At 54.8% G+C, this 25,751-nt stretch carries 21 protein-coding genes; 14 read left to right on the top strand and 7 right to left on the bottom strand.

Features of this window, described 5'->3' with window-relative positions:
• Window position 1: 1 nt before the first annotated feature.
• From NSU01_RS33760 to NSU01_RS33740, 5 genes are all read left to right on the top strand, one after another.
• Window positions 2–814 carry an ABC transporter permease gene (locus tag NSU01_RS33760; protein WP_076247680.1) on the top strand — a complete coding sequence of 271 codons (813 nt, stop codon included), beginning with the start codon at window positions 2–4 and terminating at the stop codon, window positions 812–814.
• The gene (locus NSU01_RS33755; protein ID WP_083705706.1) at window positions 814–1,713 is read left to right on the top strand and encodes an ABC transporter permease; all 900 of its coding nucleotides are present in this window, start codon (window positions 814–816) and stop codon (window positions 1,711–1,713) included. The genes NSU01_RS33760 and NSU01_RS33755 overlap by 1 nt, the downstream gene beginning before the upstream one ends.
• Window positions 1,714–1,878: 165 nt before the next feature.
• Complete coding sequence (locus NSU01_RS33750) at window positions 1,879–2,982, top strand: ABC transporter substrate-binding protein (RefSeq protein ID WP_076247677.1); 1,104 nt, start codon at window positions 1,879–1,881, stop codon at window positions 2,980–2,982.
• A 141-nt stretch (window positions 2,983–3,123) separates the two neighbouring features.
• A complete protein-coding gene (locus NSU01_RS33745; protein ID WP_076247675.1) occupies window positions 3,124–4,590 on the top strand; it encodes a CoA-acylating methylmalonate-semialdehyde dehydrogenase in 1,467 nt (488 codons plus the stop codon).
• A gap of 46 nt (window positions 4,591–4,636) precedes the next feature.
• On the top strand, window positions 4,637–6,004 hold the full coding sequence (locus tag NSU01_RS33740; RefSeq protein ID WP_076247672.1) for an aspartate aminotransferase family protein: 1,368 nt from the start codon (window positions 4,637–4,639) through the stop codon (window positions 6,002–6,004).
• On the opposite strand, the gene NSU01_RS33735 is transcribed toward NSU01_RS33740, so the two are convergent.
• Window positions 5,970–7,658, bottom strand: a complete 1,689-nt coding sequence (locus NSU01_RS33735) for a PucR family transcriptional regulator ligand-binding domain-containing protein (RefSeq protein ID WP_042140331.1) — start codon at window positions 7,656–7,658, stop codon at window positions 5,970–5,972. The genes NSU01_RS33740 and NSU01_RS33735 overlap by 35 nt on opposite strands.
• A 334-nt stretch (window positions 7,659–7,992) precedes the next feature.
• Here NSU01_RS33735 and NSU01_RS33730 point away from each other — a divergent pair, with 334 nt between their 5' ends.
• Genes NSU01_RS33730 through NSU01_RS33715 form a run of 4 tightly spaced genes read left to right on the top strand, consistent with a single transcriptional unit; the run spans window position 7,993 to window position 12,367 of the window.
• Window positions 7,993–9,381, top strand: coding sequence for an NAD(P)-dependent oxidoreductase (locus NSU01_RS33730; protein ID WP_083705705.1), 1,389 nt, complete (start codon window positions 7,993–7,995; stop codon window positions 9,379–9,381).
• Window positions 9,382–9,407: 26 nt separating this feature from the next.
• A complete protein-coding gene (gene preA / locus NSU01_RS33725; protein ID WP_076247670.1) occupies window positions 9,408–10,697 on the top strand; it encodes an NAD-dependent dihydropyrimidine dehydrogenase subunit PreA in 1,290 nt (429 codons plus the stop codon).
• A 1-nt stretch (window position 10,698) separates the two neighbouring features.
• Window positions 10,699–12,126, top strand: a complete 1,428-nt coding sequence (hydA, locus tag NSU01_RS33720) for a dihydropyrimidinase (RefSeq protein ID WP_076247667.1) — start codon at window positions 10,699–10,701, stop codon at window positions 12,124–12,126.
• A gap of 1 nt (window position 12,127) precedes the next feature.
• A complete protein-coding gene (locus NSU01_RS33715; protein WP_042140327.1) occupies window positions 12,128–12,367 on the top strand; it encodes a hypothetical protein in 240 nt (79 codons plus the stop codon).
• Window positions 12,368–12,506: 139 nt separating this feature from the next.
• On the opposite strand, the gene NSU01_RS33710 is transcribed toward NSU01_RS33715, so the two are convergent.
• The 4 genes from NSU01_RS33710 to NSU01_RS33695 form a co-directional block, all read right to left on the bottom strand.
• Entirely contained in the window at window positions 12,507–13,004 is a 498-nt protein-coding gene (locus NSU01_RS33710) for a GNAT family protein (RefSeq protein ID WP_042140326.1), read from the bottom strand.
• A 110-nt stretch (window positions 13,005–13,114) separates the two neighbouring features.
• Window positions 13,115–13,789 (bottom strand): hypothetical protein, encoded by a 675-nt coding sequence (locus NSU01_RS33705; RefSeq protein WP_076247665.1) that lies wholly within the window; start codon window positions 13,787–13,789, stop codon window positions 13,115–13,117.
• A 231-nt stretch (window positions 13,790–14,020) separates the two neighbouring features.
• Window positions 14,021–15,115, bottom strand: a complete 1,095-nt coding sequence (locus NSU01_RS33700; RefSeq protein ID WP_076247663.1) for a response regulator — start codon at window positions 15,113–15,115, stop codon at window positions 14,021–14,023.
• 11 nt (window positions 15,116–15,126) lie between these two features.
• Complete coding sequence (locus tag NSU01_RS33695) at window positions 15,127–18,252, bottom strand: ATP-binding protein (RefSeq protein ID WP_076247661.1); 3,126 nt, start codon at window positions 18,250–18,252, stop codon at window positions 15,127–15,129.
• A gap of 219 nt (window positions 18,253–18,471) precedes the next feature.
• On the opposite strand from NSU01_RS33695, the gene NSU01_RS33690 reads away from it, so the two are divergent.
• A complete protein-coding gene (locus NSU01_RS33690; RefSeq protein ID WP_042140322.1) occupies window positions 18,472–19,107 on the top strand; it encodes a TVP38/TMEM64 family protein in 636 nt (211 codons plus the stop codon).
• Here the strand turns inward: NSU01_RS33690 and NSU01_RS33685 are convergent.
• Together NSU01_RS33685 and NSU01_RS33680 are read right to left on the bottom strand one after the other, a co-directional pair.
• Window positions 19,093–20,604: an aminotransferase class V-fold PLP-dependent enzyme gene (locus NSU01_RS33685; RefSeq protein WP_076247659.1), complete on the bottom strand. Its 1,512-nt coding sequence runs from the start codon at window positions 20,602–20,604 to the stop codon at window positions 19,093–19,095. The genes NSU01_RS33690 and NSU01_RS33685 overlap by 15 nt on opposite strands.
• A gap of 169 nt (window positions 20,605–20,773) precedes the next feature.
• The gene (locus NSU01_RS33680) at window positions 20,774–21,250 is read right to left on the bottom strand and encodes a DsrE/DsrF/DrsH-like family protein (protein ID WP_076247657.1); all 477 of its coding nucleotides are present in this window, start codon (window positions 21,248–21,250) and stop codon (window positions 20,774–20,776) included.
• Between the two features lie 128 nt (window positions 21,251–21,378).
• Between NSU01_RS33680 and NSU01_RS33675 the strand changes: the two genes are divergently transcribed.
• The 4 genes from NSU01_RS33675 to NSU01_RS33660 all read left to right on the top strand — a co-directional run bounded on the left by NSU01_RS33675 (window position 21,379) and on the right by NSU01_RS33660 (window position 25,725).
• Window positions 21,379–22,104 carry a response regulator transcription factor gene (locus tag NSU01_RS33675; protein ID WP_076247655.1) on the top strand — a complete coding sequence of 242 codons (726 nt, stop codon included), beginning with the start codon at window positions 21,379–21,381 and terminating at the stop codon, window positions 22,102–22,104.
• On the top strand, window positions 22,094–23,182 hold the full coding sequence (locus tag NSU01_RS33670; protein WP_083705703.1) for a HAMP domain-containing sensor histidine kinase: 1,089 nt from the start codon (window positions 22,094–22,096) through the stop codon (window positions 23,180–23,182). The genes NSU01_RS33675 and NSU01_RS33670 overlap by 11 nt, the downstream gene beginning before the upstream one ends.
• A gap of 72 nt (window positions 23,183–23,254) precedes the next feature.
• Window positions 23,255–24,133, top strand: a complete 879-nt coding sequence (locus NSU01_RS33665) for an ABC transporter ATP-binding protein (RefSeq protein ID WP_076247653.1) — start codon at window positions 23,255–23,257, stop codon at window positions 24,131–24,133.
• On the top strand, window positions 24,130–25,725 hold the full coding sequence (locus NSU01_RS33660; RefSeq protein WP_076247652.1) for a hypothetical protein: 1,596 nt from the start codon (window positions 24,130–24,132) through the stop codon (window positions 25,723–25,725). The genes NSU01_RS33665 and NSU01_RS33660 overlap by 4 nt, the downstream gene beginning before the upstream one ends.
• Window positions 25,726–25,751: the final 26 nt, after the last annotated feature.

The following is a 25,751-nucleotide window of genomic DNA, read 5'->3' as shown; positions in this document are numbered from 1 at the left end:
CATGAAGCAGAACAGTGCGTTTATGCGGGAGCGCGTGCTGCCGCTATTCGTCTGGATCTTTGGTTTGCTGGTGGTCTGGGAGGCTGTCTCATGGTGGCTGCTGAATGTAGCGAAGACACCGCTCGCCCAGTCTAAGCTGCCTTATGTCCATGAAGTGGCCGCAACCCTCTGGAAGTATAGCGGGACGCTCCTGCAAGAGGGCGGGGCCACCTTCGGCAATGCCGGTGTCGGATTTCTGATCGGAGCGCTGGCCGGGGTCATTCTGGCAGTGCTGATGAGCCTGTCGAAGACAATAGAACAGCTTGCCTTCCCCTATGCCATTGCTTCGCAGATGATTCCAATCCTTGGCCTGGCGCCGATTATCTACGGCATTGTACGCGACGAGCAGGTGTCGCGGATTATTATATCCGGGTATATCACCTTTTTCCCGGTGGCGCTTAACATGCTGCGCGGACTGCGCAGTGTGGATCTATCCGCGCTGGAGCTGATGCATTCCTATGCTGCTAAGCCTTGGGCAGTCTATTGGAAGCTGCGTTTCCCCGCAGCGCTGCCGGGTCTGTTCAGCGGCCTGAAGATTGCTGCACCGCTGGCTGTAACAGGCGCTATTCTCGTTGAGCTGATGGGTGCGCAGCATGGCATCGGTGTAATTATGCTCCGCAATCTCTACTATGGCCCTTCCCATACGTATATGTTCTGGTCCACCGTACTGGTCGGCGCCCTGCTCGGCATGGCAAGCTACTGGCTGATGAGCCTGGCCGAACGTCTGGTGGCGCCTTGGCAGCCGGAATTCCGTCCCAAAGGAGGGAGCCGCTGATGGCAAGCAATTCTGTACGCGATATCCCATTCATTACTTCTGCCGGCACGGAGGCGGGTTCTGCTCCAATCCCGGCATCTAACAACGGAATTTCATCAGAACCAGGGAAGCAAAAGAATCCCCGCCGTCCCTTGCGGCGGCTGAATCCCGGAATCATCCTTCCCCTCCTGGCCGGGCTGATATTCCTGGTGTTGTGGGAATATCAAGTGTTTCACCGAATCTTCGATTTGAAGAAATATCAGCTGCCGTTGCCCTCGGCCATAGCGGAAGCTATGCGGGACAACTTCAGCCTGCTGCTCTCTTACACCGGATATACCCTCACTGAAGCCGTCCTTGGCATGCTGATCGGTTCAGCCTGCGGCTTCCTCATTGCGCTGGCCGCAACGGCCTGGCCCCGCTGGGGCGGGGGCAGCCTGACCATGGTTGCTGCGCTGAATGCCGTGCCGATCGTGGCGCTTGCCCCGATCATGAACCTGTGGTTTGGTGACGGCATCGGCTCACGGGCCGCTATTGTTACCGCAACCACGATGGCAGCCATGGCCATCAATGCCTACAAGGGTATGGCGGCTGTTGATCCGCTGGCCCTTGACCTGATGCATTCCTATGCAGCGGGCAAACCGGCAGTATTCCGCTATCTGCGGATTCAGAACAGCCTGCCCTATGTATTCACTGCGCTGAAGATCAACGCTACGGCGAGTATGATCGGAGCCATTGTCGGGGAGTTCTTCTTCTCCTCGCGGGGACTGGGCTATCTGCTCTCCAACTCCATTAAGGTGGCCAAAATGCCGCTGGGCTGGTCCTGCATTGTGCTGGCAGCCATTGCCGGAGTCATCTTTTACCTGGCCGTTGAACGGCTGGAGAAGGCATTCATCAAATGGCATCCCTCCCAGCGTGCGTAACACTTGCAACAACCGTAACACCCTGTACCTGTTACATCCGGCTTCTGCGCTGACGGGATATAGAGAAGCTGTCAACGCATGACCGTATGCATAGAGCATCACGATGGCAACCATGCTGTGTTTGGCCGGATTACAAAACTCAATTTGGTAGGGGGAGTTGCTGAGATGAACGGTAAAAAAAGCAAATTTCGTGGCGGGTTAATGATGGCGGCGGTTATTATGATGATTTCACTACTGGCAGGCTGCGGCGGCAACAACAATAATGCTCCTGCGGCAGAGGCGACAGCGGGCAATACGGCTGCGGCTTCGCCGGAAGCGGCGGCAACCACAGAACCGGCGGCTGATCCGGTTACCGTGAAGCTGCAGCTCAAGTGGGTTCCGCAGGCGCAGTTCGCCGGCTACTTCTTAGCCCAGGACAAAGGTTACTATGCCAAAGAAGGGCTGAAGGTTGAGATTCTGCCCGGCGGTCCGGATATCGTGCCGGAGCAGCAGGTGGCGGGCGGTTCGGCGGATATCGGCGTAGACTGGGTGGCGAGTCTGCTGACCAGCCAGGAGCAGGAAATGCCGCTGGTGCAGATCGCCCAGATCTTCCAGAAGAGCGGCCTGGTGCTGGTATCCAAGAAGGATGCGGGTATCGCTACACCGGCTGACCTGAAGGGCAAGAAGGTCGGCAACTGGATGGGCGGTAACGAGTTCGAAATTCTGGCCCTCTTTGATAAATACAAACTGGATTCTAATAAGGATCTGAACTTCACCAAGCAGGGCTTCACCATGGACCAGTTCCTCGGCGGTGAGATCGATGCGGCATCGGCCATGACCTACAACGAATATCAGGTGGTGCTGGAATCAGGCATCAAGGCAGAGGATTTGAGCGTAATCGACATGAATGACGAGGGTGTGGCGATGCTCGAAGACAACCTGTTCGCCAACAAGGAATGGCTGGATGCCAATAAAGAAACGGCAGCCAAATTCGTCCGTGCTTCCCTCAAGGGCTGGGCAGATGCGATTGCCGATCCTGAAGCGGCTGTTGACAGTGTAATGAAGCTTGCGGAAGAAGGCAGCACGTCCCGCGAGCATCAGCTGACGATGATGACTGAAGTTGCCAAGCTGATTCAGCCGGAGGGCTTCGATGCTTCCAAGATGGGTTATACGGATGCAGCGGCATTCCAGCAGACAGCCGATATTGCGCTCAAATTCGGTGTAATCAAGACGGCATCTGATGTGAATGCAGCCTATACGAACGAAATTGTCGAGATGGCGGCAAAATAACCAATTTCCTTCTATATATAGTGAGTTTAAGAATCAGCAGGGCATCATTCTTAAGTTCAGCTTATATAGCTATAATAGATGGCCGCCCGGGCACGGCGGTCATCTATTAAACAGCCCAGAATATGGAAAGAGGTGCAGACTATGTCTCTGCTCGTGGGGCAGGCCGGTAAAGTGAAGAACTATGTGAATGGTGCTTGGGTGGAATCCTCATCCGGGCAGGAAGAGGAGGTGTTCAATCCGGCAACGGGCGAAGTGATTGCTTATGTGCCGATCTCCAGCCGTGCTGAGCTGAACGTTGCCGTACAGGCAGCCTCAGAGGCCTATGCATCGTGGAAAAGAGTAGCTGTACCGCGCCGGGCGCGCTATTTCTTCCAGTACCAGCAGCTGCTGGTGCAGCACTGGAATGAGCTGGCGGAGCTGATCACGCTGGAGAACGGCAAAAGCCTGGAGGAAGCGCTGGGCGAGGTACAGCGCGGTATTGAATGTGTGGAATTTGCCGCCGGCATTCCCACACTGATGATGGGCAGCCAGCTGCCGGATATCGCTACAGGTGTGGAATCCGGGATGTACCGCTACCCGCTGGGGGTAATCGGCGGCATCGCCCCGTTCAACTTCCCGATGATGGTGCCCTGCTGGATGTTCCCGCTGGCGATTGCCTGCGGCAATACCTTTGTGCTGAAGCCCTCCGAGCGGACGCCGCTCTTGGTGGGCCGGCTGGCAGAGCTGTTCGCTGAGGCGGGGTTTCCGCCGGGGGTACTGAATGTGGTGCATGGCGCACATGAGGTCGTGAATGGTCTGCTGGAACATGAAGAGGTGAAGGCGATTTCCTTCGTCGGCTCACAGCCGGTGGCGGAATATGTATATAAGCAGGGTACGGCGCACGGCAAGCGGGTCCAGGCGCTGGCCGGAGCCAAGAACCATTCGATCGTGCTGCCTGATGCGGATCTCGACAACGCAGTGAAGAATATCATTTCCGCCGCCTTCGGCTCAGCGGGTGAGCGCTGTATGGCCTGCTCGGTGGTCGCGGTGCATGAGACAATCGCGGACGAACTGGTGAACCGTCTGAAGGAGGCGGCCGACGGACTGAAGATCGGGGACGGCAAGGAAGACGGCGTGTTCCTGGGGCCGGTCATCCGGCAGTCGAACAAGGACCGGACGATTGCCTACATCGAGACAGGGCTTGCCGAGCAGGCGGAATTGGTGCGGGACGGCAGGAAGGATGCGGCTGCTGCTGCTGGCAGCGGCTATTTCATCGGCCCGACGATCTTTGACCATGTGCAGACGGGCATGGCGATCTGGCGTGATGAAATCTTCGCGCCCCTGCTGTCTGTAGTGCGGGTTAAGGACCTGGCGGAGGCGATAGCCGTCACGAATGAGTCGCCTTTTGCCAATGGGGCCTGTATCTATACGGACAGCGCCAAGGCGATCCGCGAGTTCCGCGAAGAGATCGATGCCGGGATGCTGGGGGTTAATCTGGGTGTACCGGCCCCGATGGCATTCTTCCCGTTCTCAGGCTACAAGAAGTCGTTCTATGGCGATCTGCATGCCAATGGCCGCGACGGCGTTGAATTCTACACCCGCAAGAAAATGGTCACCGCGCGTTATTAGTTGATTCATACAAATATCAAATGGGATTCCGAGAGGAGAGAGTGTCGTGCAGAGCCTGGGCAAAGAAAGCGAGCAGTTGCTCAAGAAGGATCAGCAGTATTTATGGCATAATATTACACCATACAGCGAGCAGAACCCGCCGATGATAGCCGCATCCGCAAGCGGTTCATGGGTTACCGATATTGATGGCAACAAATTTCTGGACGGGATGTCCGGGCTATGGTGTGTGAATGTCGGGTACGGTCGTAAGGAGCTGGCGGAAGCGGCGTACAATCAGCTGCTGACCCTGCCGTATTTCCCGCTGACACAGAGTCATATGCCGGCGATCGCCCTGGCGGAGAAGCTGAACGAATGGCTGGAGGACGATTATGTCATCTTCTTCTCCAACAGCGGCTCGGAAGCCAATGAAGCCGCCTTCAAAATCGCCCGCCAGTACCAGCAGCAGACCGGCCAGCCTTACCGTCATAAATTCATTGCCCGCTACCGCGGATATCACGGAAGCTCGATGGGCTCCCTGTCGGCGACCGGCCAGGCGCAGCGCAAATACAAATATGAACCGCTGGGCGGCGGATTCCTGCATGTGGCTCCGCCTGACAGCTACCGCCGTCCTGAAGGCATGACGGAAGAAGCGTTTAACCTCCAGTGTGCGCAGGCTATTGAGGACATGATCATCTGGGAGGGCGTGGAGTCGGTCGCGGCGGTGATTATGGAGCCGGTCATTACCGGCGGCGGCGTCATTGTGCCGCATCAGGTCTACCTGGACCGGGTGCAGGAGATTTGCAACACCCACGGCGTGCTGCTGATCATCGATGAGGTGATCTGCGGCTTCGGGCGGTCCGGCCGCAAGTTCGGCCACCACAACTTCGGTATCAAGCCGGATATTGTCACGATGGCTAAGGGGCTGACGAGTGCCTATCTGCCATTGTCGGCCACAGCGGTGCGCAAGGAGATCTATGAAGCCTTCAAGGATAACAGCGATGACTACGGCCACTTCCGTCATGTTAATACCTTCGGCGGCAATCCGGCTGCCTGTGCACTTGCGCTAAGTAATCTGGAGATTCTGGAGCAGGAGAATCTGGTGGAGCGCGCCGCCATTCTGGGCTCAAGGCTGGCCGATGAATTCGCTAGTCTTCTGGATCATAAGCTGGTAGGCGATATCCGCAGCTTCGGGCTGGTGCTTGGCATCGAGCTGGTAGCGGATAAAGCCACCAAACAGCCTGCTGACCTCAGCATCGTCAAGGGTATTATCGCGGAATGCAAATCCAAGGGGCTGATCATCGGCAAGAACGGGGATACGGTAGCGGGCTTCAATAATGTCCTCACGTTCGCTCCTCCTTTATCCTCCACCGATGAGGATATTCAGTTCATTATCGACACCTTCAAAGCTGTGCTGAACGGGAGCTGGGCAGACTGAACTTCTCCGGGTACAGGAACTGGTAAGCCCGCAGGGCCACTTGAATGGAGATCCGGTTCTCCGGAAGCATGAAGTCCTCGCCGAGCAGCTCGGTGATTTTGTCCAGCCGGTAGTAGAGGGATTGCCGTACAATGAACAGATTCCGCGCGGCAATCTGCTTCGAGCCGTCATGGTCGAGGTAGACGCGCAGTGTCAGCATCAGCTCGCTGCCCTTGGCCTCATCGTGGTCGATCAGCGGGCCGAGATAGCTGCGGATGAAATTCTCCAGCGTCTTGCCGTCGTTCAGGCTCAGCAGCAGCTGGAAGACGCCAAGCTCTTCATAGAACAGAATGGACTTCTGGTAACAAGAATAGAGAGACAGCGCTTGTACGGCTTCCTGGTATCCGGCATGGGCATGTTTCAGACCTCTATGGGACTTGCTGACTCCGGTAACGAGCTGCAGGTCCTTCAGCTTCTCATCCGAGCGGATATGCTGCAGGGAATCGAGCGCCTGCTGCAGACGCAGCTTGCCGGGCAGCTTGGACTGGATATCCAGCGCAATGACAGTCAGCCGGTTATTCTTCAGCGTAATCAGCGGGCGCAGGGAGTACTTCTCGAAGATCGAGCGCAGAATGAGCGAGAGATGGAAGGTGATCGATTCCCAGTCATTCTCCGAGCTGTTCCATTTGACGTCACGCGGGTTCTCAATCTCGATCAGGCATACGCGGTACGGCAGCTCGTTAACCACGTTGAAGTCGGGTCCGACCAGCCCTTTGAGGCGGTTATCATCCTGGCCGCGGCCGCTAACGAGCTCATCCACCCACAGATTCTCGGAGAAAAGCTTGCGTTCCTCCATATACCGCGTGCGCAGCAGCTCCTGGGCGATCGACAGGGAGGCGGAATCCAGCAGCAGGCAGTCGAATTCCTGCGGCTTGTGATTGCAGACCATTAGGATATAGGCCCAGGTCTGGTCCAAGGCTCCGACTGGCTTCAGGGCAATGGTCTTATGGCCATACTCACGGATATGCGGTGCGGCATCCGGTTGAACGCCCTCCATTTCTTCACTGAAGGCCTCGAAGAAACTCAGCAGCGGCTGCTGCTCCTCGGGCGGCAGGGCCGGGAAGAACAGGGGTTTACCCTGAAGCTGCATATAGACAATCTGTGTGCGGGTGCTTTTGCATAGTAACTGCAATACCTTAAGGGTCCCCTGGGAGGTCAGCGTCAGACGGTGGAATTCGCGGGAGATGCTCTCCAGCTCCTGCAGCATGCGGTGATGGCGGTTGATGATGAGGGAATGCAGATCGAGTGTGATATCAACAAAACGCACAGTGCGGGTAAACTGTATCAGCGGGAAGTCGTGGTGGTTAGCCAGATCAATCATTTCCTGCGGAATCGAGCTGAAATACGCTCCAAGCTCAATGCATAAACATGCGGCGTTCTTATCGATCAAATTCTGCATAAAAGATAATGAAGCGGCTAAATCAGAGCTTGCGCTCATCCCGGTGGTCAGAATCATCTCTTCTCCGTGAATCAGGCTGTCGAAGCTTGAGCTCTCCAGCACATGCACCCAGCGGACCGCCCGGTTCAGGCCGTTTCTTCCTCCAATCAGCTCCGCTTCCGCAAACAGCGGTCTCTTCAGCGCATCGCGGATCGTAAATACAAGTTCCCAATCCATAAGCTTCCCCCTCGTTGAACGTATGCCTTGCAGCCCGCCTGCGCGGCTTCTCCATTCTCAGCACATTCCCACAGGTAAAAAATAGACTTTTGAAATTAGACAATGTGTCTAATGTAACGAAAAATCGAATTGGCTATAGTTTGAATATAGAATGTCAGGAAATATGACTCAATATTGAATATGAATCAGTGTTGATGTTGGCTTAGAGTTCATTTTACTACAATAATCCTGATAAGTAAGTAAAATATTAAGGCAATCATCGTAATAATGTTATATTATATAACACAAACCTGATTCGAAAGCGGAAGCTATCATACAGAAGGAGGGATAACCGATGGAGCAGGCTTCACCGTTAACGTTCACACCTGATATGTTCATGCGCAATTTTGCCGAGGCTGAGCCGGGACTTACCCGCAAAGGTGCAATCGAGGAATCCAACCGCTGTCTGTATTGTTATGATGCCCCTTGTATCAAGGCCTGTCCGACCAGCATTAATATCCCTTCCTTCATCAAAAGAATCGCCACCGATAACCTCAAGGGTTCGGCGCAGACGATTATGGATTCCAATCCGGTAGGCGCCAGCTGCGCCCGCGTATGCCCTACCGAAGAGCTGTGCGAGGGTGCCTGTGTCCTGAATGACGCTTCGGCGCCGATTCAGATTGGCCTGCTGCAGCGTTACGCTACTGACTGGGCGATCAGCAGCGGAGTTCAGTTATTCAAGGCTGGCAGTCCCAACGGCAAAAAAGTTGCCGTGATCGGCGGCGGACCGGCAGGGCTGTCTGCAGCCAGAGAGCTGGCGCGGGAAGGCTTCCAGGTGGTGATCTATGAAGCGAAGCAGCTGGCAGGAGGCCTCGATACGCATGGGATCGTATCTTTCCGGCTGCCGCAGTCTATCTCCCTGTGGGAAGTAGAGCAGGTAGAGAAGCTGGGTGTAGAGATCCGCACCGGAATGAAGGTCGGAGTGGATATCTCTGTAGAAGAGCTGAAGGCCGGATATGACGCTATTGTGCTGGCTGCAGGCATGGGCTATGTCCCTCCGCTGGGCATCGAGGGCGAGAAGCTGTCCGGTGTCTATGATGCGATAGAGCTGGTGGAAACCACGAAGACCGGGATTCCTACCCTGGAGCTGATGGGCCGGCGCGTTGCTGTCATTGGCGCAGGCAACACGGCGATCGATGCGGCTACCTGCTCCGTGCGGCTTGGCGCAGCGAACGTGAAGATGGTCTACCGGCGGACCCGTACGGAGATGACGGCCTATGACTTCGAATATGAATTCGCCAAGCAGGAAGGCGTGGAGTTCAGCTGGCTGACCCTGCCGAAGCGGATTGTCGGGGACGAGCTTGGCAATGTTACCGGGCTGGAATGCGTGCAGATGAAGCTGACGGGCGAGACCGGTCCGGACGGCCGCCTTGCTCCGATGCCGGTGGAGGGCTCCGAATTCATCCTGCCCGTGGACGCGGTAGTTGTGGCGATCGGGCAGAAGCGGCGGATTGACCTCATTGAAGCGCTGGGCCTGGAGCATCACCGGGGTGTAGTGAAGATTGACGGGGCAACCGGGCGTACCTCTGATCCGCAGATCTATGCTGCCGGTGATATCGTCTTCGGTTCCGGTGCAGGTGAAGCGATGGTTGTCTCCGCCGCCCAGCAGGGCAAGGAGGCCGCCTATGCGATTGTGAAGCAAATGTCGGGCCATCAGGACAGTGTGGTTGGCTCTGCGGTATAGATTTCATAAGACAGGGAGGGAAATCAATGGCAGATCTCAGTATTGATTTTGCAGGAATCAAGTCACCGAATCCGTTCTGGCTGGCCTCTGCGCCGCCTACCAATACAGGTTATCAGGTGCAGCGTGCATTCGAAGCGGGCTGGGGCGGCGCGGTGTGGAAAACGCTGGGCGAGCCGGTCATTAACACCTCCTCGCGGTTTGCCGCCGTTCATTTTAACGGGCAGCGTGTAGCGGGCTTCAACAATATCGAGCTCATTACCGACCGTCCGCTGGAGGTTAACCTCAAGGAAATCTATGAGACGAAGAAGAGATTCCCGAACAATACGATTATCGCTTCGCTGATGGTTGAGCCCAAGCAGGAGAAATGGCATGAAATCGTCAAGCGCGTCGAAGCGGTCGGTGTAGACGGCCTTGAGCTCAACTTCGGCTGTCCGCACGGGATGGCCGAGCGCGGAATGGGCGCAGCCTCCGGCCAGCAGCCCGATCTGGTGCAGGCCCAGACCACCTGGGTCAAGGAAGTGGCGACAACACCGGTCATTGTGAAGCTGACGCCGAATATCACCGACATTACGGTCGTAGCCCGGCATGCCGTCAAGGGCGGCGCGGATGCGATCAGCCTGATCAATACGATCAACAGCCTGGCCGGAGTGGATATTCACAGCTGGAACACGATCCCGAATGTCGGCGGACAGGGTGCGCACGGCGGCTACTGCGGTCCGGCAGTGAAGCCGATTGCCCTCAGCATGGTGGCGGAATGTGCCCGTGACCGTGCGGTTGGTGTTCCGATTTCCGGAATCGGCGGCATCTCCACCTGGCAGGATGTCGTAGAGTTCATGTTGATGGGCTCCACCGGCATTCAGGTCTGTACGGCGGTTATGCATCATGGCTTCCGGATTGTGGAGGAGATGATCGACGGCCTGAATAATTACCTGGATGAGAAAGGGCTGGCTTCCGTCATGGAACTGATCGGCAAGTCGGTGCCCAAGTATTCCAACTGGGGCGATCTCGACCTCAACTATACAGTGGTTGCGCGGATTAACGAGGATAACTGCATCAACTGCAATAAATGCCATATCGCCTGCGAGGACGCTTCGCATCAATGTATCGACATGCTTACGAATGCCGAAGGCAAGGCGATTCTGCAGGTGCGTGAGGAAGACTGTGTAGGCTGTAATCTGTGTTCGATTGTCTGCCCGGCGGAAGGTGCCATTGATATGGTTGCACTGGATAGCGGAGCGGCCCCGATGACCTGGAATCAGCGTAATCAGGTCATTAGCGGATTAAACGGTTCTTATTCGGAAGTGGAGGTGGGTTAAGATGAAGAAGATCATCAAGAACGGCATTATCGTCACAGCAGCGGATACTTATACAGGGGATGTCCTGATTGAAGATGGGATCATCACCGGAATTGGCCTGAACCTTGAAGCGCCGGGAGCCGAGATTGTCGACGCTTCCGGCTGTTACGTATTTCCGGGGGGGATTGACCCGCATACGCATCTGGATATGCCTTTTGGCGGTACCGTCACTGCTGATGATTTCGAGACCGGCACGATGGCCGCTGCCTATGGCGGAACCACAACGGTTATCGACTTCTGCCTGACCACCAAGGGCCAGCCGCTGCAGCAGGCGGTAGACACCTGGCATGACAAGTCGCAGGATAAGGCAGTCATTGACTACAGCTTTCACCTGATGGTCTCGGAGCTTAACGACAAGGTGCTTGGCGAGCTGCCGCAGATTATTGAGAAGGAAGGCATCACTTCGCTGAAGGTGTTCATGGCTTATAAGAACACGTTCCAGGCCGATGATGGCGTGCTGTACAAGACGCTGCAGGCGGCCAAGCGTGAAGGCGCACTCGTTATGGTGCATGCCGAGAACGGCGATGTGATCGAGTATCTGGTCGACCAGGCGCTGGCTGCCGGCAACACCGATCCGATCTATCACGCGCTGACCCGGCCTCCCGAGCTGGAGGGCGAGGCCACCGGCCGGGCTGCATATTTAACCGGGCTGACGGATTCGCAGCTCTATGTAGTGCATGTGACCTGCGCCGAAGCCGCCTGGAAGATCGCGGAAGCCCGCAAGAAAGGGCTGCGCGTCTACGGTGAGACCTGCCCGCAGTATCTGGTGCTGGACCAGTCAGCGCTTGAGAAGCCGGACTTCGAGGGGGCAAAGTATGTCTGGTCTCCTCCGCTGCGCGAGCAGTGGAATCAGGACGTATTATGGGATGCGCTGTGGAGCGGCACGCTGCAGACGATAGGTTCTGATCAGTGCTCTTTTAACTTCAAGGGACAGAAGGATCTGGGACTGGGTGATTTCTCGAAGATTCCGAACGGCGGGCCAACCATCGAAGACCGGTTCAGCGTACTCTACTCTGAAGGTGTGCAGAAGGGCCGCATTTCACTTAACAAGTTCGTGGATATTATCTCCACCTCCAGTGCCAAGCTGTTCGGCCTGTTCCCGCAAAAAGGCACAATCGCTGTAGGCAGTGACGCAGATATCGTCATCTTCGATCCTGCGGTAGAAAGAACGCTCTCCGCTGAGACTCATCATATGAATGTGGATTATAATGCTTTTGAAGGTATGCAGATTAAGGGGGAGCCGGTGTCTGTGCTTAGCCGCGGAGAATTCGTTATCCGCGACAAGGCGTTCGTCGGTACAGCCGGTGCGGGCAAATATTTGCACCGCAAGCGTTTCGAGGCGGAAGCGCCCCGTCCGGCCCAGGCGGAAATCAGCGGAGGAGTGATCTGAGATGTCGGCATTCGACGAGTTCGACCAAGAGCGGCAGGCGATTGACAGCCTCCTGCTGCAGGGATATACGGTTACCGGCATCTTCGAGGATCTGGACGGCGCGAAGGTCCGATTTATCCGCAGGGAGCCGGCCGGAGAACCGGTAGAGCTGCTGCTGCTTACAGCAGATGCGCGCAAGCATGTGACGACGCTGATCTTTGGCGGCAGCAAGCCGGCGGCTCCGATTGAAACCCATACGTAAATCAGCAATACGGATAGAGAGCTGCGACCTTAGGATCGCGGCTTTTTGCCAATATTATCGTGGCGGTAGTTCCGGCATTCTAAATATAAAGACAGCCGGATCACTCCTGAACATGGGCTGACCGGCTGTTCTGCTGTAACTATTCGTATCTGTATTCCTGTCGCAGGATAGACATGATCTGCAGCGATTCGAAGCCTTCCTCAGTCCGTACACACTCGCGTAAGGTGCCTTCCAGTTTAAAGCCGGCCCCTTCATAGACATGCTGTGCTCTGGCGTTATAATCTTTGACGTCCAGCCACAGCCGGTGAGTATCTGTATGGGTGAAGACCCAGTTGGTCAGCAGCTTCAGTGTCATTGTTCCATAGCCGCAGCCCTTGGTCTGAATGACAATCCGCTGGATACAGACCGTGAGATTACGGTCCTGAATTCCTGTAAGGATCACGTAACCGGCCCGTTCCCCGGCTGAGTCTTGAACAATCAGGTGCATAATATCTCCGTCATCCAAAGCTGCTGTGTGCTGATCCCTGCTCCACTGGCCGATGAACCGGCGGTTTAGCTCAGCCCCCTCGGCATCCAGGACAAAGTCGAGATCTTCCAGGGTTGTTGCCCGTAACTTTATAAGTTCTGAATGCAGCATAACAATCCACCTGCTTCCTGAGTATGTATACAGCTATAGTACAGGAAGGAGAGACGGCTGCCAATCTGCAGTGTAATATGAAGCTGGATCTGGATTTGAGGGGTACTCCGCTATGCCAGACGGTTGGTTGACTCCGGGGATGAGAAGACAGATACGGACGGGGAACTGGTAATTTCAACAGGGGCTGGAGTGATCTCTGTAACATCGGGCGAGTATAGATAAAAGCTGTTGCCTGCTTCAGAGGTTCGGATTCTGGTGAATTCATTAGCAAGACTGATGGTCGAGGAGGATGCAAGTGTCTGTTCTCTGACCCGCAGCTTAAAGGTTACCAGCGTCTGGTCTACAGCCGGAATGCAGCTTAGTTTATTGGCCGCTTCGACCTGAATATCGATTCCGCGCATAGTGGTGTTCATTCCGAGATAGATGCTGCCGTCAACCGGGTTCTGGAAGTTGAACTGAAAGATATTATTCACTTCATCGCCGGGAGTATAGTCTGCATCCATATAGACAGACTGCTGCGTGTATTCAGCGTTGTCGAATACCTGACTGTCATATTGCACAATGAAGTTGAAATAGCTGTAGCCTTGGTCATTGGGAGCGAAATCCCGCAAAAGGACCTGTACCGTTACTTCATCACCGGGTAAATAGGAGCTTTTATCCGTGGTAACTTCTACGGACATCGCAGGAGCCGTACTATCTACAGTAACCTCACGAATCATCGACATCATAAGCGGCAGCAATCGGGTAGTTTTGACAACTTTTTTGAATCCGGTCCATGTATTCATTCTTCAACCTCCGTAGCTCTAATCATGCATCCTGTGCCTGAATCAACCTGTGTAAGAACAATGGTAACAATTGTCACTGATAAAACGCTGATAAACGTCGAACTATGACATAAAATATCGAATCGATGAGCACAAAATATACATATTTGCGCTAAAAAGCAGCCCGGGCAGGAGGAAGGAAGCCGGAGCTGCTTTTTTAGTGTGCTTTAATCTTTGAACATGCTTCAGCACTTATTTACCCAGGCGCTGATAGACCTCCATGAACCATTCCGGCAGGTCATCGCCCGTCTCGGCTTTGTAGGAGTCCCTGAATTCGGTGAATTTTCGCTGCGCCCTCAGAGGCTTGCCGATTTCATAATAAATGGAGATCAATTGCAGGGCATAACTCTCATCCAGCGGCTCCAGCTCGGCCAGGCGTACGGCGTAATCTTCAGCTTCATAATGACGTCCGGACTGTATCAGCTCCAGGGTAAGCTGCTCCAGCAGCTTAAGATAGATCCGGCGGTATTTGTCGCGGGAGGCATACACCCAGAGGCTGTCCAGCGATTGCAGCAGATCCCCTGTGTACTGGGCGGCAGCAACACGCATCTCCTCCGGCTGATTGTTCTGCAGTGCAAGCGTGGCTGCCTCCATGAATCTTTCGGTATCGCCTTCGATCCCCCTGGATTCCAGCCGGTAGTTTTCCCTGTCGAAGGTCAGCTCAATACTGTCCCCCAGCGCAGCCTTCTTTAAGGTTTTGCGGATCTGATAGACAGTGGTGTGCAGATATTGCTTGCCCTTCTCATAGTTCCATTGCGGAAACACATCATTCAGAATTACACTTACGCTGCCCTGTCTGTGAATCCATAGATAGGCGAATAATTCCTCCGCCTTATGAGTGCTCCATTTCACGGCGCCCTGCGGACCGGTCAGCTCATAACCGCCAAGAAGCCGGAAGGCCGTTTCCGCACTTCTTGTCCCGGTGGCGCCGGGCAGCATACGCTTGGAGAGTATCTTGTTCCACGTCTTGAGCAGGCGCGGGGGGTCTACGGGCTTCAGCAGATAATCCACCGCCGACAGCTCAAAGGCTTCAACGGCATAATTCCGGTACGCTGTCACGAATACGATATCCGTGTCCGGTGAGAAGGGCAGCAGCTTCTCGGCAAAAGCCAAGCCGGACAGCTCAGGCATCTGGATGTCCAGAAATAGAATGTCGGGCTTATGTTCTACGGCAGCCGTAAAAGCTTCGCGCGGATTATCATACACAAGAACAGAGGAAATGCCGTCACACTGAAGCAGCAGCTCACGCATCTGCTCCAGCGCCGGCCATTCGTCATCAATAACCATTACAGATATACTCAGGAGACCTCATCCTTCCATGGGATTGTTATAAGTACCTCGATGCCCCCGTTGCTCCCGCGTGTAATGACAAGCGGATAGCCGAACTGTGTCAGCAGCCGGCGGTTGATATTCCGCAGGCCGATTCCGGTGCCTTCTCCATGTGGAGAACGGTAGCCCTCGTTCATCCAGGAGGAGAGCTGCTCATCGCTCATTCCCTTACCGTTATCGGTGACGGTGATTAGGATGGCATTACCCTCCTGTCTTGTGGAGAGGATTACGGTCCCTCCATCAATCTTCTCCATCAGTCCGTGGCGGACGGCATTCTCCACGATCGGCTGCACAATCAGCGGCGGCAATGAAAATTCACTGACTTCAATATTATATTGGGCATTAAGCCGCTTCCCGAAACGGGCCTGCTCCAGTGACAGATAAGCCTCAATCAGTTCAAGCTCCTTCTCAAACGGAATCGCCGTTTCCTGATTGCTGAAATCGAAGCTGCCGCGCAGAAAATGGCTCAAATCGTACAGCAAATGCCGGGTTTTCTCATTGTCGCGTGTGCTCATCCAGATGATCGTATTAATGGCATTGTAGAGAAAATGCGGTTTGATCTGCGCGCGCAGCATAGCGATCTCCGAGCTTAGCCGGTCGGATACCGATCGTCTCAGCTGTACCAGGGTATTGACGCGTCCCTTGAGATCGCTCCAGGCATAAGGCTTATGAATGAAGTCGTTAGCTCCGGCACGGAAGGCCGCCTCATTGAAGTGAAGCTGCTGTCCGGCTGTGGCCATCAGGATCGGCAGATCCAGAGGTGTGTAAGTCTGGCGGATCATTCTGCACAGCTCAAGGCCCGACATTCCCGGCATCATGACATCGATGATGCAGAGGTCGAAATCACGGTCCTCTGCAAGCAGGGCCAGTGCGTCCTTACCGCTGCCCATACTGGAGATCGTATAATTCTCCAGCGACAGCAGGTTGGTCAGCGCCTTCAGATTGGCATAATCGTCATCCACAATCAGAATGCGGGGAGCATAGGGGCCTGCCTGTGCGGTGGAGTGCGTTACTGGAGCGGTTCTGTACTTCCATTCTTCATCCACAGCTTCAGGAGGCGCCTTCACCGTCGTAAGCAGCAGCTGGCGGTCTTCCGGCTCCTCCGTAACGGCAGCGTCAGCCTGCCCGGCGGGGAGTGTGAAGGTGAAGCTGCTTCCGCGGCCAAGCGTGGAGGACACGGTGATCCTTCCCCCATGCAATTCCACAAGCTTGCGGGTAATGGCCAGACCCAGACCGAGTCCGCCAGTCTCCAGCGAATCGGCTTCGTTAACCTGCTCATAATCACGGAAGATGCTCTCCAGCTGTTCCTGGGGAATGCCCCGGCCGGTATCGGTGACCGTAACCGATATGGAATCATCCAGCTGAACGGCCTCAATAATCACGCTGCCGCGATCGGTGAATTTCAGTGCATTGTCCATCAGGTTGTAGAGGATCTGCATCAGCCGCTGCTCATCGGCCTGGACCAGGAACGCACCCGGCGGAATGCGGTTCTTGATGCGGATCTCGCCGTTCTTGTTCAGAAACTGGAAGACTTCAATTACAATTTCTGCAACGCCCTGGATATCCACAGCACCCCAGTGCAGGGTGATGCGCTGCCGCTTGATCTGTTCATAATCAAGGATATCCCTGACCAGGAAGGCCAGCCGTCTTCCGGTTCCGAGGATCAGCCGCATATCCTCTCGCTGTGAAGGGGTTAGCGGCCCGCCGGCACCCTCATACATAGACAGTGAGATATTGATGATAGCATTCAGCGGTGTACGCAGCTCAATTGAAGTCTTGAGCAGGAACTCATCCTTGTCCCGGTCCTTGCGTTCGAGCTGAAGGGAGAGCTGCTTGATCGTCTGATAGGCATGCGCATGGCGTGCCGACAGGAAGAGTCCCTCGGCAAGGATGAAGATCGGGCCGGACACCGGCGGAATGGCATAGAACCCCGTGCCCAGGAACAGATTGCCTGCCAGGGAGAAGGTGAACATAATCGCCGCAATCACACCGATCAGCAAGTAATAGGAGCCGATCTCACGCCGCCAGGTTGCCTTGGCCATAACATAGAAGGTATAGCAGACCGAAATGAAGCTGAAGACCAGCAATATACTTGCGATCCGTGAGTAAATCAGGATCGTACTCATCAGTACAATAATGCAGAAGCCGAGCGAATATACGAAGGTGATCCGCCGGAAGAGCCGGGAATAGAGTGCGGGAAACAGGGAATAAGTATAGCTGGATACGAAGTAGAACCCGATTACGCCGGACATGACCTGTAATTTGCTGAAGGCTTCATAGGAAATGGAAGGAAGGTATTGGAACAATAGCTTCTCGCTGTGCGTTAGCATATAAAGAGCGATGGTGAAGCAATACATAGCCAGCTGCAGTGAAGAGTTGTCCTCTTTGCGCTGGAATCCCTGTCCCAGAAAGTAGAAGCTGATAAAAGCAAAACCGGCCACCAGCAAAATATCGTAGGTACTGTTCCGCTGGTCTATGGCCCCTATGGATGAAGGCGTACCGATCCGGATGGATTCCGCAATGCCGCCGTTCGCATAGGTGAAGTTGGAGGTATGAATCAGGATTTCTGCCTGACTGTCCTTGGCGCTGAAAGTAAAGGAATACGGGTTGTTGCGCGGCTCCGTGCTCTGAAGGGATACCCCCGGAAGTCCGCTTTCTCCCAGCAGCTCGCCATTCACGAATACCTGGCTGGCATTACGGATATTGTTCACCTTAAGGGCAAAGGCAGGAACTTCCGGCGGAAGCTGGAGCAGCAGGCGGTAGGTGGCATATCCGTAACGGGAGAACCCGGTAGTCTCAGTGCCCGGACCCCAGGCTCCGGGTACAGCCATATAAGCCGGAGCCTTAGCGGTACCGGGGAGTGTGTCTTGCGGGTCCAGCAGCTGTTGCCAATAGAACTCCCATTCACCGTCCAGCGGTATGACAGAGGAATCATCAAAGCTACATGCGGACAAATCTATATAACCGTTCTGCCGGCTGGAGCATTTGGAAGAGGGGGCACTCAGGAGCGGCACCAGCGCGGATGCGGCGAGCAGGCAGATGCACAGCAGGGCGAGCACTCTTTTGGCCAGCAGACTATAATCAAATGGTTTCATGAAGACCTCACTTCGGGCTGGCTGTTAATTCGACAAGATAAGAGTATATCCAGGTTCACGCCGACTCTGTTACTAGTTGATTTCATCATATCCCCGGCAGCTTATGCTTGTCTAGTCAGTTGACGTTGTAGCGTCAGGCGGACAGAAGTATTGTATAATTGAAACTCAATGCTATGTATACGGCAACTATTCCGAAATGTAATGAGGAGAGCTGAGGAAATGTTCTTTTTAGATATAATGTCATGGCTGACCGAGGAGCGGCTGCGGACTCTGCTGGAGCAGTACCGCTCGCTCGGGCCGCTGCCCGGAGTTGGACTTACCTTCATGAAATCATTCGTGCCGCCGCTGCCGACCATTGCGATTGTAGGGCTTAACGGGGCGGTATATGGGTTATGGCTTGGATTCCTGTATTCCTGGATCGGTCTTGTAGCCGGCTGTGTAACTACCTTTCTGATTATCCGTAAAATCGGCAGCCACCGCTACCTGCGCAAATGGGCGGAGCGGCCCAAGGTCGCCAAAAGCATGACATGGGTCCGCCAGAGCGGGTTCAGCTATGTTTTTCTGCTCAGTCTGTTTCCGGTAGGGCCATTTGTAGTCATTAATATGGCTGCCGGGCTTGCCGCCATGCGTCTTCGTTCCTACCTGATAGCCCTGTGCGCCGGCAAAGCCATTATGGTCTTCGCGGTCTCCTACATCGGCAATGATGTGGACCGGTTCATCCGTCATCCGGGAGAGATAGTCTACGTGCTGCTGTTTATCGGAGTGTCGCTCTGGGGGGTTAAGGCGATCGAGTCCAGATTCGCCCGGCTGGCCCGGGAACGGGAATCAAGCAGCAAACCGCTACAGAGAGAATAATTCGCGGATATCGCCCTCAGGCTCCCCTGTATCCCCGGTGTGAAGCCAGCTGTTGGTGGCAGAATTATAGCGGTAATCACTGCTCCATTCGCCGATGCGGCTGACGATGGAACGGACGGCGAAGGCCATATGCTCCACCTCCCGGTCCGTCATGATCGGGTGCAGGGACAGGCGGACCCAGCCCGGCTTCAGTGACTGGTCACCGGCGTGGATCGCCTGGATGAACGCCTGCGAATCCGCAGGGTCCAGCCCGAGCAGCTGATGGCCGTACGGGCCGGCGCAGGAGCAGCCTCCGCGCGCTTGAATGCCGAAGCGGTCATTCAGAAGCCGGACGGCGAGATTGTAGTGAATCTCCTTCAGCGTGAAGGAGATGATCCCGTGGCGCTCAGTCTGCGCGCCTGCCAGTACGGAGCAGCCAGGAATCTGCGCAAGCTCCGCGAGCAGCTTCCGGCATAGCTCCTGCTCCCGGACCACCATATATTGTCCGGGGCCGTTCATCTGATCTTTCAGTCTGATGCACAGCGCTGTGCGGATAGCCTGCAGGGAACCGGGAGTTCCTCCGTCCTCGCGTACCTCCACGTCAGCAATATAGCGCCGCCCGCCCCAGCGGTTGACCCATACCACGGTGCCGCCGCCGGGTTCATCCGGCACGCTGCCGGTGCTAAGTGCGGCATCAAACAGCAGCACTCCGCCGGTTCCGGGGCCGCCGAGGAATTTGTGCGGAGAGAAGAAGATGGCATCCAGCTTCTCCCGCGGAGATACGGGATGCATGTCAATCCGTTCATAAGGTGCGCTCGCGGCAAAATCGACAAAGCAAACCCCGCCATGCCGGTGCATGACGGCGGCAAGCTGATGGTAGGGTGTCTGGATGCCGGTGACATTGGAGCAGGCGGTGAAGGAGCCGATTTTGAAGCGGCGGTTCCGGTAGCGCAGCAGGAGCTCCTCTAACTGCTTAAGGTCAACCTGCCCGCCCGGTTCGGATGGAACGGTGACCACATCGCCGATGCCTTCCTGCCAGGGCAGCAGATTGGAATGATGCTCCATATGACTGACGAAGATAACCGGGCGCTCCTCCGGCGGACAGACGTAGTTCTGCTGCAGCCATTCCGGCAGCTTAAGGCCCATGATCCGCTGCAGCTTGTTCACCGCTCCGGTAGTACCGTTGCCGCAGAAGAGCAGCGCATCTCCGGGGCCGGCATTCACATGCTCCCGGATGATCTGCCGGGCTTCATTATAAGCCAGGGTCATCGTTAGCCCTGTAGTATTGGAATCGGTATGCGGATTGCTGACATAGGGACCGAAGCTCTCCTGCATTCTGCGCTCGATCGGCTCGTATAGCCGCCCGCTGGCGGTCCAGTCGGCATACAGCAGCGGCTGGCGGCCGTACGGGGTAGTAATCATATGACGGTTTCCTATAGTATGCTCGCGAAATGACGCGAAATGCTCCTGCAATGAAGACGGCGCCTCTGCTGCACAGGCGTGGCGGATACTCAGCACGGATAATCCCTCCAGACAATGAATCTGTTGTCGCGGATACGGAAGGGGACCGTCCTTGGAGGGATGGAGGTACCGCCCTTATATAAGGACGGCAAATCCGTTTCCGCTTGCCCTCAGTATATGCCCGCGCCCGGAATTAGGTTAAAGCCCATTTCGTACCTAATGCTGCTTAGATGAAGAGCTGAATATCGCTCTCCAGTGCGTCCTTCAGGTATGCCGCCGCGTCGATAATCTCCACTTCAGGCAGCAGCTCCTCTGGTTTGAAGCCCATAATTTCTACCGATAGCTTGCAGGCATAGAACTTGATGTTCTTTTTGCGCGCCCCTTTCAGGAAATGAATCAGCTTCGGCGCCCCCTGATCCTCAATCATCTCCTCCAGCATCAGCTTGCCTAGACCGCTGAAGTTCATCCGCGAGAGCGGCAGCTGCTCCGGCCCTTTGGGCGTGATAACATCCATCAGCTTCTCGTAGATACTCTTGTCCTCCAGCGTCATTGTGTCCGGGTCCCGGATGAGGAACAGCCCCCAGAACGAGAAGAACATCGTAACCTCTACCTCAATATCCCTTGCGGCATTCGCCAGAATCAGCCCCGCCATGGCTTTGTCATATTCTCCGCTGAACATCAGCAGATTTAATTTTTTACCCATTCGTTAACCCTCCATTAGTATCCATAGAATGTCATTAGTATGGTTGTACGGAGGTAAAGTATGCCTGCCCGGCGAATACAGCATACAGGCAAGGATTTTCAATATTTTGGATAAAGGCAGGGATAAGGTTGCAGGATGAACATATTTTGCTGGTAGACGACGAAAAAGGGATTCTAACGATGCTTGAACTGCTGCTCCATAAAGAGGGATTCCGGCATATTTCAACAGCAGCTTCTGGGCAAGAAGCTATGGCACTGGTCGAAGGCGCTTCCTTCGATCTCATTGTGCTGGATGTGATGCTCCCGGATACAGACGGATTCGGGCTGTGTCAGCAGATCCGCAGGTACACAACGGTCCCGGTGTTATTCCTGACTGCACGCTCGGGCGATTATGATAAATTAATGGGCCTTGGCATCGGAGGGGATGACTACATTACGAAGCCGTTCAACCCCATGGAGGTTGTGGCGAGAATCCGGGCGCAGTTGCGCCGGAAGAATCAGTACGGTGCTCCGGCGGCGCCGGCAGCGCAGGTTATGGACTTCGGTGTGTTTGCCGTGGATAAAAGCGCTGCTGTGCTGACCGTACATGGAGTGGATACCCCTTGTCCGGCGAAAGAATACGAGCTGCTGGTTTTTCTGTGCGAGCATCCCAATCAGGTGTTCACCGCGCTTCAGTTATATGAACAGGTCTGGGGACGGGCGCTGACAGGAGATGAGAAGACCGTGGTGATTCATATTTCCAGACTTAGAAAAAGACTTGGAGAAGATCCGGCAGATCCCAAATACATAGTGAATTTACGCGGCATCGGCTACAAATTCGTTCCCGCCAGGAAGGCGGCTATTCATGAAGATTAATCTGCGCCAGAGTCTTCGTCTTGTCTTATATCTCATGCTGAGTCTGCCTCTGCTTGCTCTGGTTATAAGTGGCGTTCTATTCCTTCTAACGGAGCAGATTCTGCCGCACGAGGGGCCAGAACAGGATCTCGCGGTATTGATCAGCTTGCCAGCCATCCTGTTCTGCTTCATGATCGTTGCCGGCTGGACATTAGGGAAGCCGCTGTATTACATTATCCGCAGAATTGACCTTCTGGCAGGTGGAGTATATGCCGATCCGGCGGGTGACCGGAAGATCTATTCCCGGAGATCGGTGAAGCTGAGGCGGCCGTACCGCTTGTTCAAAGAGCTGATTGTCCAGCTGCAGACATTATCTGGCACACTGGAGAACAGCAAGCAAGAGAGGAGACGTCTGGACGAGATGAGGATGGAGTGGGTCGCCGGGATCTCCCATGATCTCAAGACCCCGCTTACTTATATTAAAGGTTATTCTTCGATGATGCTGTCTCCCCAATATGATTGGACAAAGGAAGAAACCATTAAATTTCTAACAGAAATTGAACAAAAGGCCAATCATATGCAGGAGCTTATCGGTGATTTGAATTTATCCTTCCGGCTGGATGAGCAGCAGACTCCCCTGCAGCGGGAACGGACGGATTTGGTTGAATTCGTGCGGCGGATTGTGGCAGATGTGACTAATGATCCCCGTGCTGCCCGGTATAACCTGACCCTTGAAACCGCAGAGCCCCAGATTGAAGCGGAGCTGGACCCCCGGCTTCTTGGACGGGCGCTGCATAACTTAATCCTCAATGCTATTCTTCATAATCCTCCGGGCACCAGTATTAAGATTCTTATCAGGCAGGGTGTCCGGCTGGAGATTGTTATTGCAGATGATGGAGCAGGGATGAGCGAGGAGAACGTCAGCCGTTTGTTCGACAAATATTACCGCGGCACCTCCACTGATATCCTGTCGGAAGGAACCGGACTAGGCATGGCGATTGCGCGTCAGCTGGTGCTGGCACACGCAGGAGACATCAGCGTGACAAGCCGTCTTAATGAAGGAACTTCGGTCTGCGTAACGCTGCCGCTGCATAGTTAGGCTGATGTTTGTCTACCGTTTACTCCGATTTTACTTTGGAACCCTAGAATAAGAGGAACAGGGGGAATGAGTATGCTGGAGATAGAACGGGTTAGCAAGCAGTACAAGAAAGGGGTCTGGGCACTGCGGGAGATTAGCCTGCAGCTCAGGCCGGGAATTATAGGTTTGCTGGGGCCTAACGGGGCGGGCAAATCTACACTGATGAGGATTCTGGCGACCGTCTCACAACCAACAGCCGGGAAGGTCATCTGGAACGGGGCAGATATTCAGAAGAAGCCAGATGAACTTCGCCGGGTCTTGGGATATTTGCCCCAAGACTTTGGCGTATATCCCCATCTGAATCCGCTGGAGTTCCTGGAATACGCAGCCGCATTGAAAGGTCTGGGCGGCCGTCTGATGCGAAGGCGGATTATGGATATTCTGGAGCTGCTGAATCTCCAGCATTCCTTGAAGCGCCCAATCGGCAGCTTCTCCGGAGGGATGCGCCAGCGGATCGGCATTGCCCAGGCGCTGCTGAATGATCCAAGCCTGCTGATTATTGACGAACCGACCACAGGTCTGGACCCGGAAGAGCGGATGGGGTTTCGCAGCCTGCTGACAGACTTGTCCGGGGGGCGGATTATAATCCTCTCAACCCATGTAATCTCCGACGTCGAAGCTATTGCTGATCAGATTGCCATCCTATCCCGTGGGCAGCTTATGGCCTATTCTGATCCGGCTGTACTTTTAGGCAAGGTGCAAGGGAAGGTATGGTCCGTCCTCATCCCGGATGAAGAATATCAGTTAGGACGTAACGGGTGGCTGATCAGCGGTACGATCCGGCAGGAGAACGGGATGCTGGTCCGTATGGTCTCGGAGACGCAGCCGCTTCTGAATGCGGTGGAAGTAACCCCAAGTCTTGAAGAAGCTTACCTGTATGTCAGGGCCATACAGGAGGAGGGTGTAAAGTGAGGATCATCCGGACTATTTCTTATGTTGCGCGGGCGGATTTTCTTGAAAGAATCAGACAATACGCATTTCTGGTCATCCTCGGCCTAACCCTGCTGGCGGCTTACTTCTTTGTTCCTCCGGCAGAGGCTGCTTATGTCACTCTGGATCTGGACGGGTACCGGGGGATTTATAATTCAGCCTGGATCGGCGGCTCCCTAGCCATCTCCACTACACTGCTGCTGTCCCTGCTGGGTTTCTATTTGGTTAAGAACAGCATTGAGCGGGATGAGACCACCGGAGTCGGACAGATTATCGCTTCCTCCTCTGTGAAGAAGCTATATTATTTGCTCGGCAAATGGATCAGTAACTTCGCCGTTCTGTCCGTTATCACCGTAGCTGTCATGGCAGCCTCGCTAATTATGCAATGGGTCCGGGGAGAGGAACGGGCGATCGAATGGTGGCCGCTTGTATCTCCATTTCTGTTCCTGACGCTGCCTTTCATGTCTGTTGTGGCTGCTCTGGCTGTAGGGTTCGAGACAACCCGTATCCTTAAAGGGACGCTGGGCAATGTTCTCTACTTCGTTGTATATCTGCTCTTTATTGCGGGATCGGGTGTTATGCCATTCGGGCCGGATCTCATTATTTCAGCGATGCAGAAGGACCTGATGGAGTTCAGTCCGCAATCCTCCGGCTCCTATGGCATGGGAATTCTCATTCTGGAGAAGCCGCTCCGTCTGTTCGAATGGCAAGGTGTGGACTGGACGTGGCCGCTGCTGTCGCAGCAACTGTCGATTGGGCTCGCGGCCTTTATGCTGATTGCTGCAGCGTCTGTGCTGTTTCATGGGTTCAGGGAGGCAGCTTACGCTATAAGAAAACCTAAGAGGGCAGGAATGGGGCTCGCGGATGCGGATAACACAGCGTTTGATTCACACAAAGAAATTAGGCACCCTGTTTCCAGGGTGCATGTATCAATACTGCCGCCTGTAGTCATCAGGGATTCCTTCCTGACCTTAGTCCATGCAGAATGGCGCTTGATGATGAAGGGCGCTACACTAAGCTGGCTTGTCATTGCCTCCGTGCTGTTCATTCTGGGACTCGCAGTCCCTATTACCGTCTCAGCCGAGTGGATGATCTGGCCTGCCGTCTGGATCTGGCCGCTGAGGCTCTGGTCCGGACTGGGGAGCCGGGACGCACGCTGCGGGACGCAATACCTTGTAGCTTCGAGCCCGCGTTACGCCATCCGCCAGTTATCCGCGATGTGGATTTCAGGAGTTATGCTTACCTGCATTACAGGAGGAGGTATGCTCCTGCGAATGCTTCTCGAAGGAGATTGTAAACATATCCTCTATTGGGCTGCGGCGGTATTTCTGATTCCCGGTCTGGCCCTCGCATGCGGGGTATTGACCGGGACAGGCCGTACCTTTGAGCTGGTATACCTGATCATCTGGTACCTCGGTCCGTTCAGCAGAATGCCTTATCTCGATTTCCTGGGCACAAGGACTTCAGAGACTTCTGCGGAGAATCTGCTCATTACGAATATGGTCTATCTATTAATCAGCATGGGCTTGTTAACGGCTGCTTACCTCTCAAGAAGACGGCTGGACCAAGATTAATCACTACTATTAATCACGAAAAATGG

It is taken from the genome of Paenibacillus sp. FSL H8-0259 (assembly GCF_037963255.1).
Lineage (GTDB): Bacteria > Bacillota > Bacilli > Paenibacillales > Paenibacillaceae > Paenibacillus_AQ > Paenibacillus_AQ phytohabitans.
This window is presented reverse-complemented; position numbering and strand designations above follow the sequence as displayed.

What these genes read in the sequence shown, in the direction of transcription:
- preA (WP_076247670.1), top strand. Translation starts at nt 9,408, where the DNA reads ATGGCAGATCTCAGTATTGATTTTGCAGGAATCAAGTCACCGAATCCG.
- NSU01_RS33700 (WP_076247663.1), bottom strand. Translation starts at nt 15,115, where the DNA reads ATGGTTATTGATGACGAATGGCCGGCGCTGGAGCAGATGCGTGAGCTG.
- NSU01_RS33755 (WP_083705706.1), top strand. Translation starts at nt 814, where the DNA reads ATGGCAAGCAATTCTGTACGCGATATCCCATTCATTACTTCTGCCGGC.
- NSU01_RS33690 (WP_042140322.1), top strand. Translation starts at nt 18,472, where the DNA reads ATGTTCTTTTTAGATATAATGTCATGGCTGACCGAGGAGCGGCTGCGG.
- NSU01_RS33680 (WP_076247657.1), bottom strand. Translation starts at nt 21,250, where the DNA reads ATGGGTAAAAAATTAAATCTGCTGATGTTCAGCGGAGAATATGACAAA.
- NSU01_RS33730 (WP_083705705.1), top strand. Translation starts at nt 7,993, where the DNA reads ATGGAGCAGGCTTCACCGTTAACGTTCACACCTGATATGTTCATGCGC.
- NSU01_RS33760 (WP_076247680.1), top strand. Translation starts at nt 2, where the DNA reads ATGAAGCAGAACAGTGCGTTTATGCGGGAGCGCGTGCTGCCGCTATTC.
- NSU01_RS33705 (WP_076247665.1), bottom strand. Translation starts at nt 13,789, where the DNA reads ATGAATACATGGACCGGATTCAAAAAAGTTGTCAAAACTACCCGATTG.
- NSU01_RS33745 (WP_076247675.1), top strand. Translation starts at nt 3,124, where the DNA reads ATGTCTCTGCTCGTGGGGCAGGCCGGTAAAGTGAAGAACTATGTGAAT.
- NSU01_RS33710 (WP_042140326.1), bottom strand. Translation starts at nt 13,004, where the DNA reads ATGCTGCATTCAGAACTTATAAAGTTACGGGCAACAACCCTGGAAGAT.
- NSU01_RS33715 (WP_042140327.1), top strand. Translation starts at nt 12,128, where the DNA reads ATGTCGGCATTCGACGAGTTCGACCAAGAGCGGCAGGCGATTGACAGC.
- NSU01_RS33695 (WP_076247661.1), bottom strand. Translation starts at nt 18,252, where the DNA reads ATGAAACCATTTGATTATAGTCTGCTGGCCAAAAGAGTGCTCGCCCTG.
- NSU01_RS33750 (WP_076247677.1), top strand. Translation starts at nt 1,879, where the DNA reads ATGAACGGTAAAAAAAGCAAATTTCGTGGCGGGTTAATGATGGCGGCG.
- NSU01_RS33735 (WP_042140331.1), bottom strand. Translation starts at nt 7,658, where the DNA reads ATGGATTGGGAACTTGTATTTACGATCCGCGATGCGCTGAAGAGACCG.
- hydA (WP_076247667.1), top strand. Translation starts at nt 10,699, where the DNA reads ATGAAGAAGATCATCAAGAACGGCATTATCGTCACAGCAGCGGATACT.
- NSU01_RS33665 (WP_076247653.1), top strand. Translation starts at nt 23,255, where the DNA reads ATGCTGGAGATAGAACGGGTTAGCAAGCAGTACAAGAAAGGGGTCTGG.
- NSU01_RS33670 (WP_083705703.1), top strand. Translation starts at nt 22,094, where the DNA reads ATGAAGATTAATCTGCGCCAGAGTCTTCGTCTTGTCTTATATCTCATG.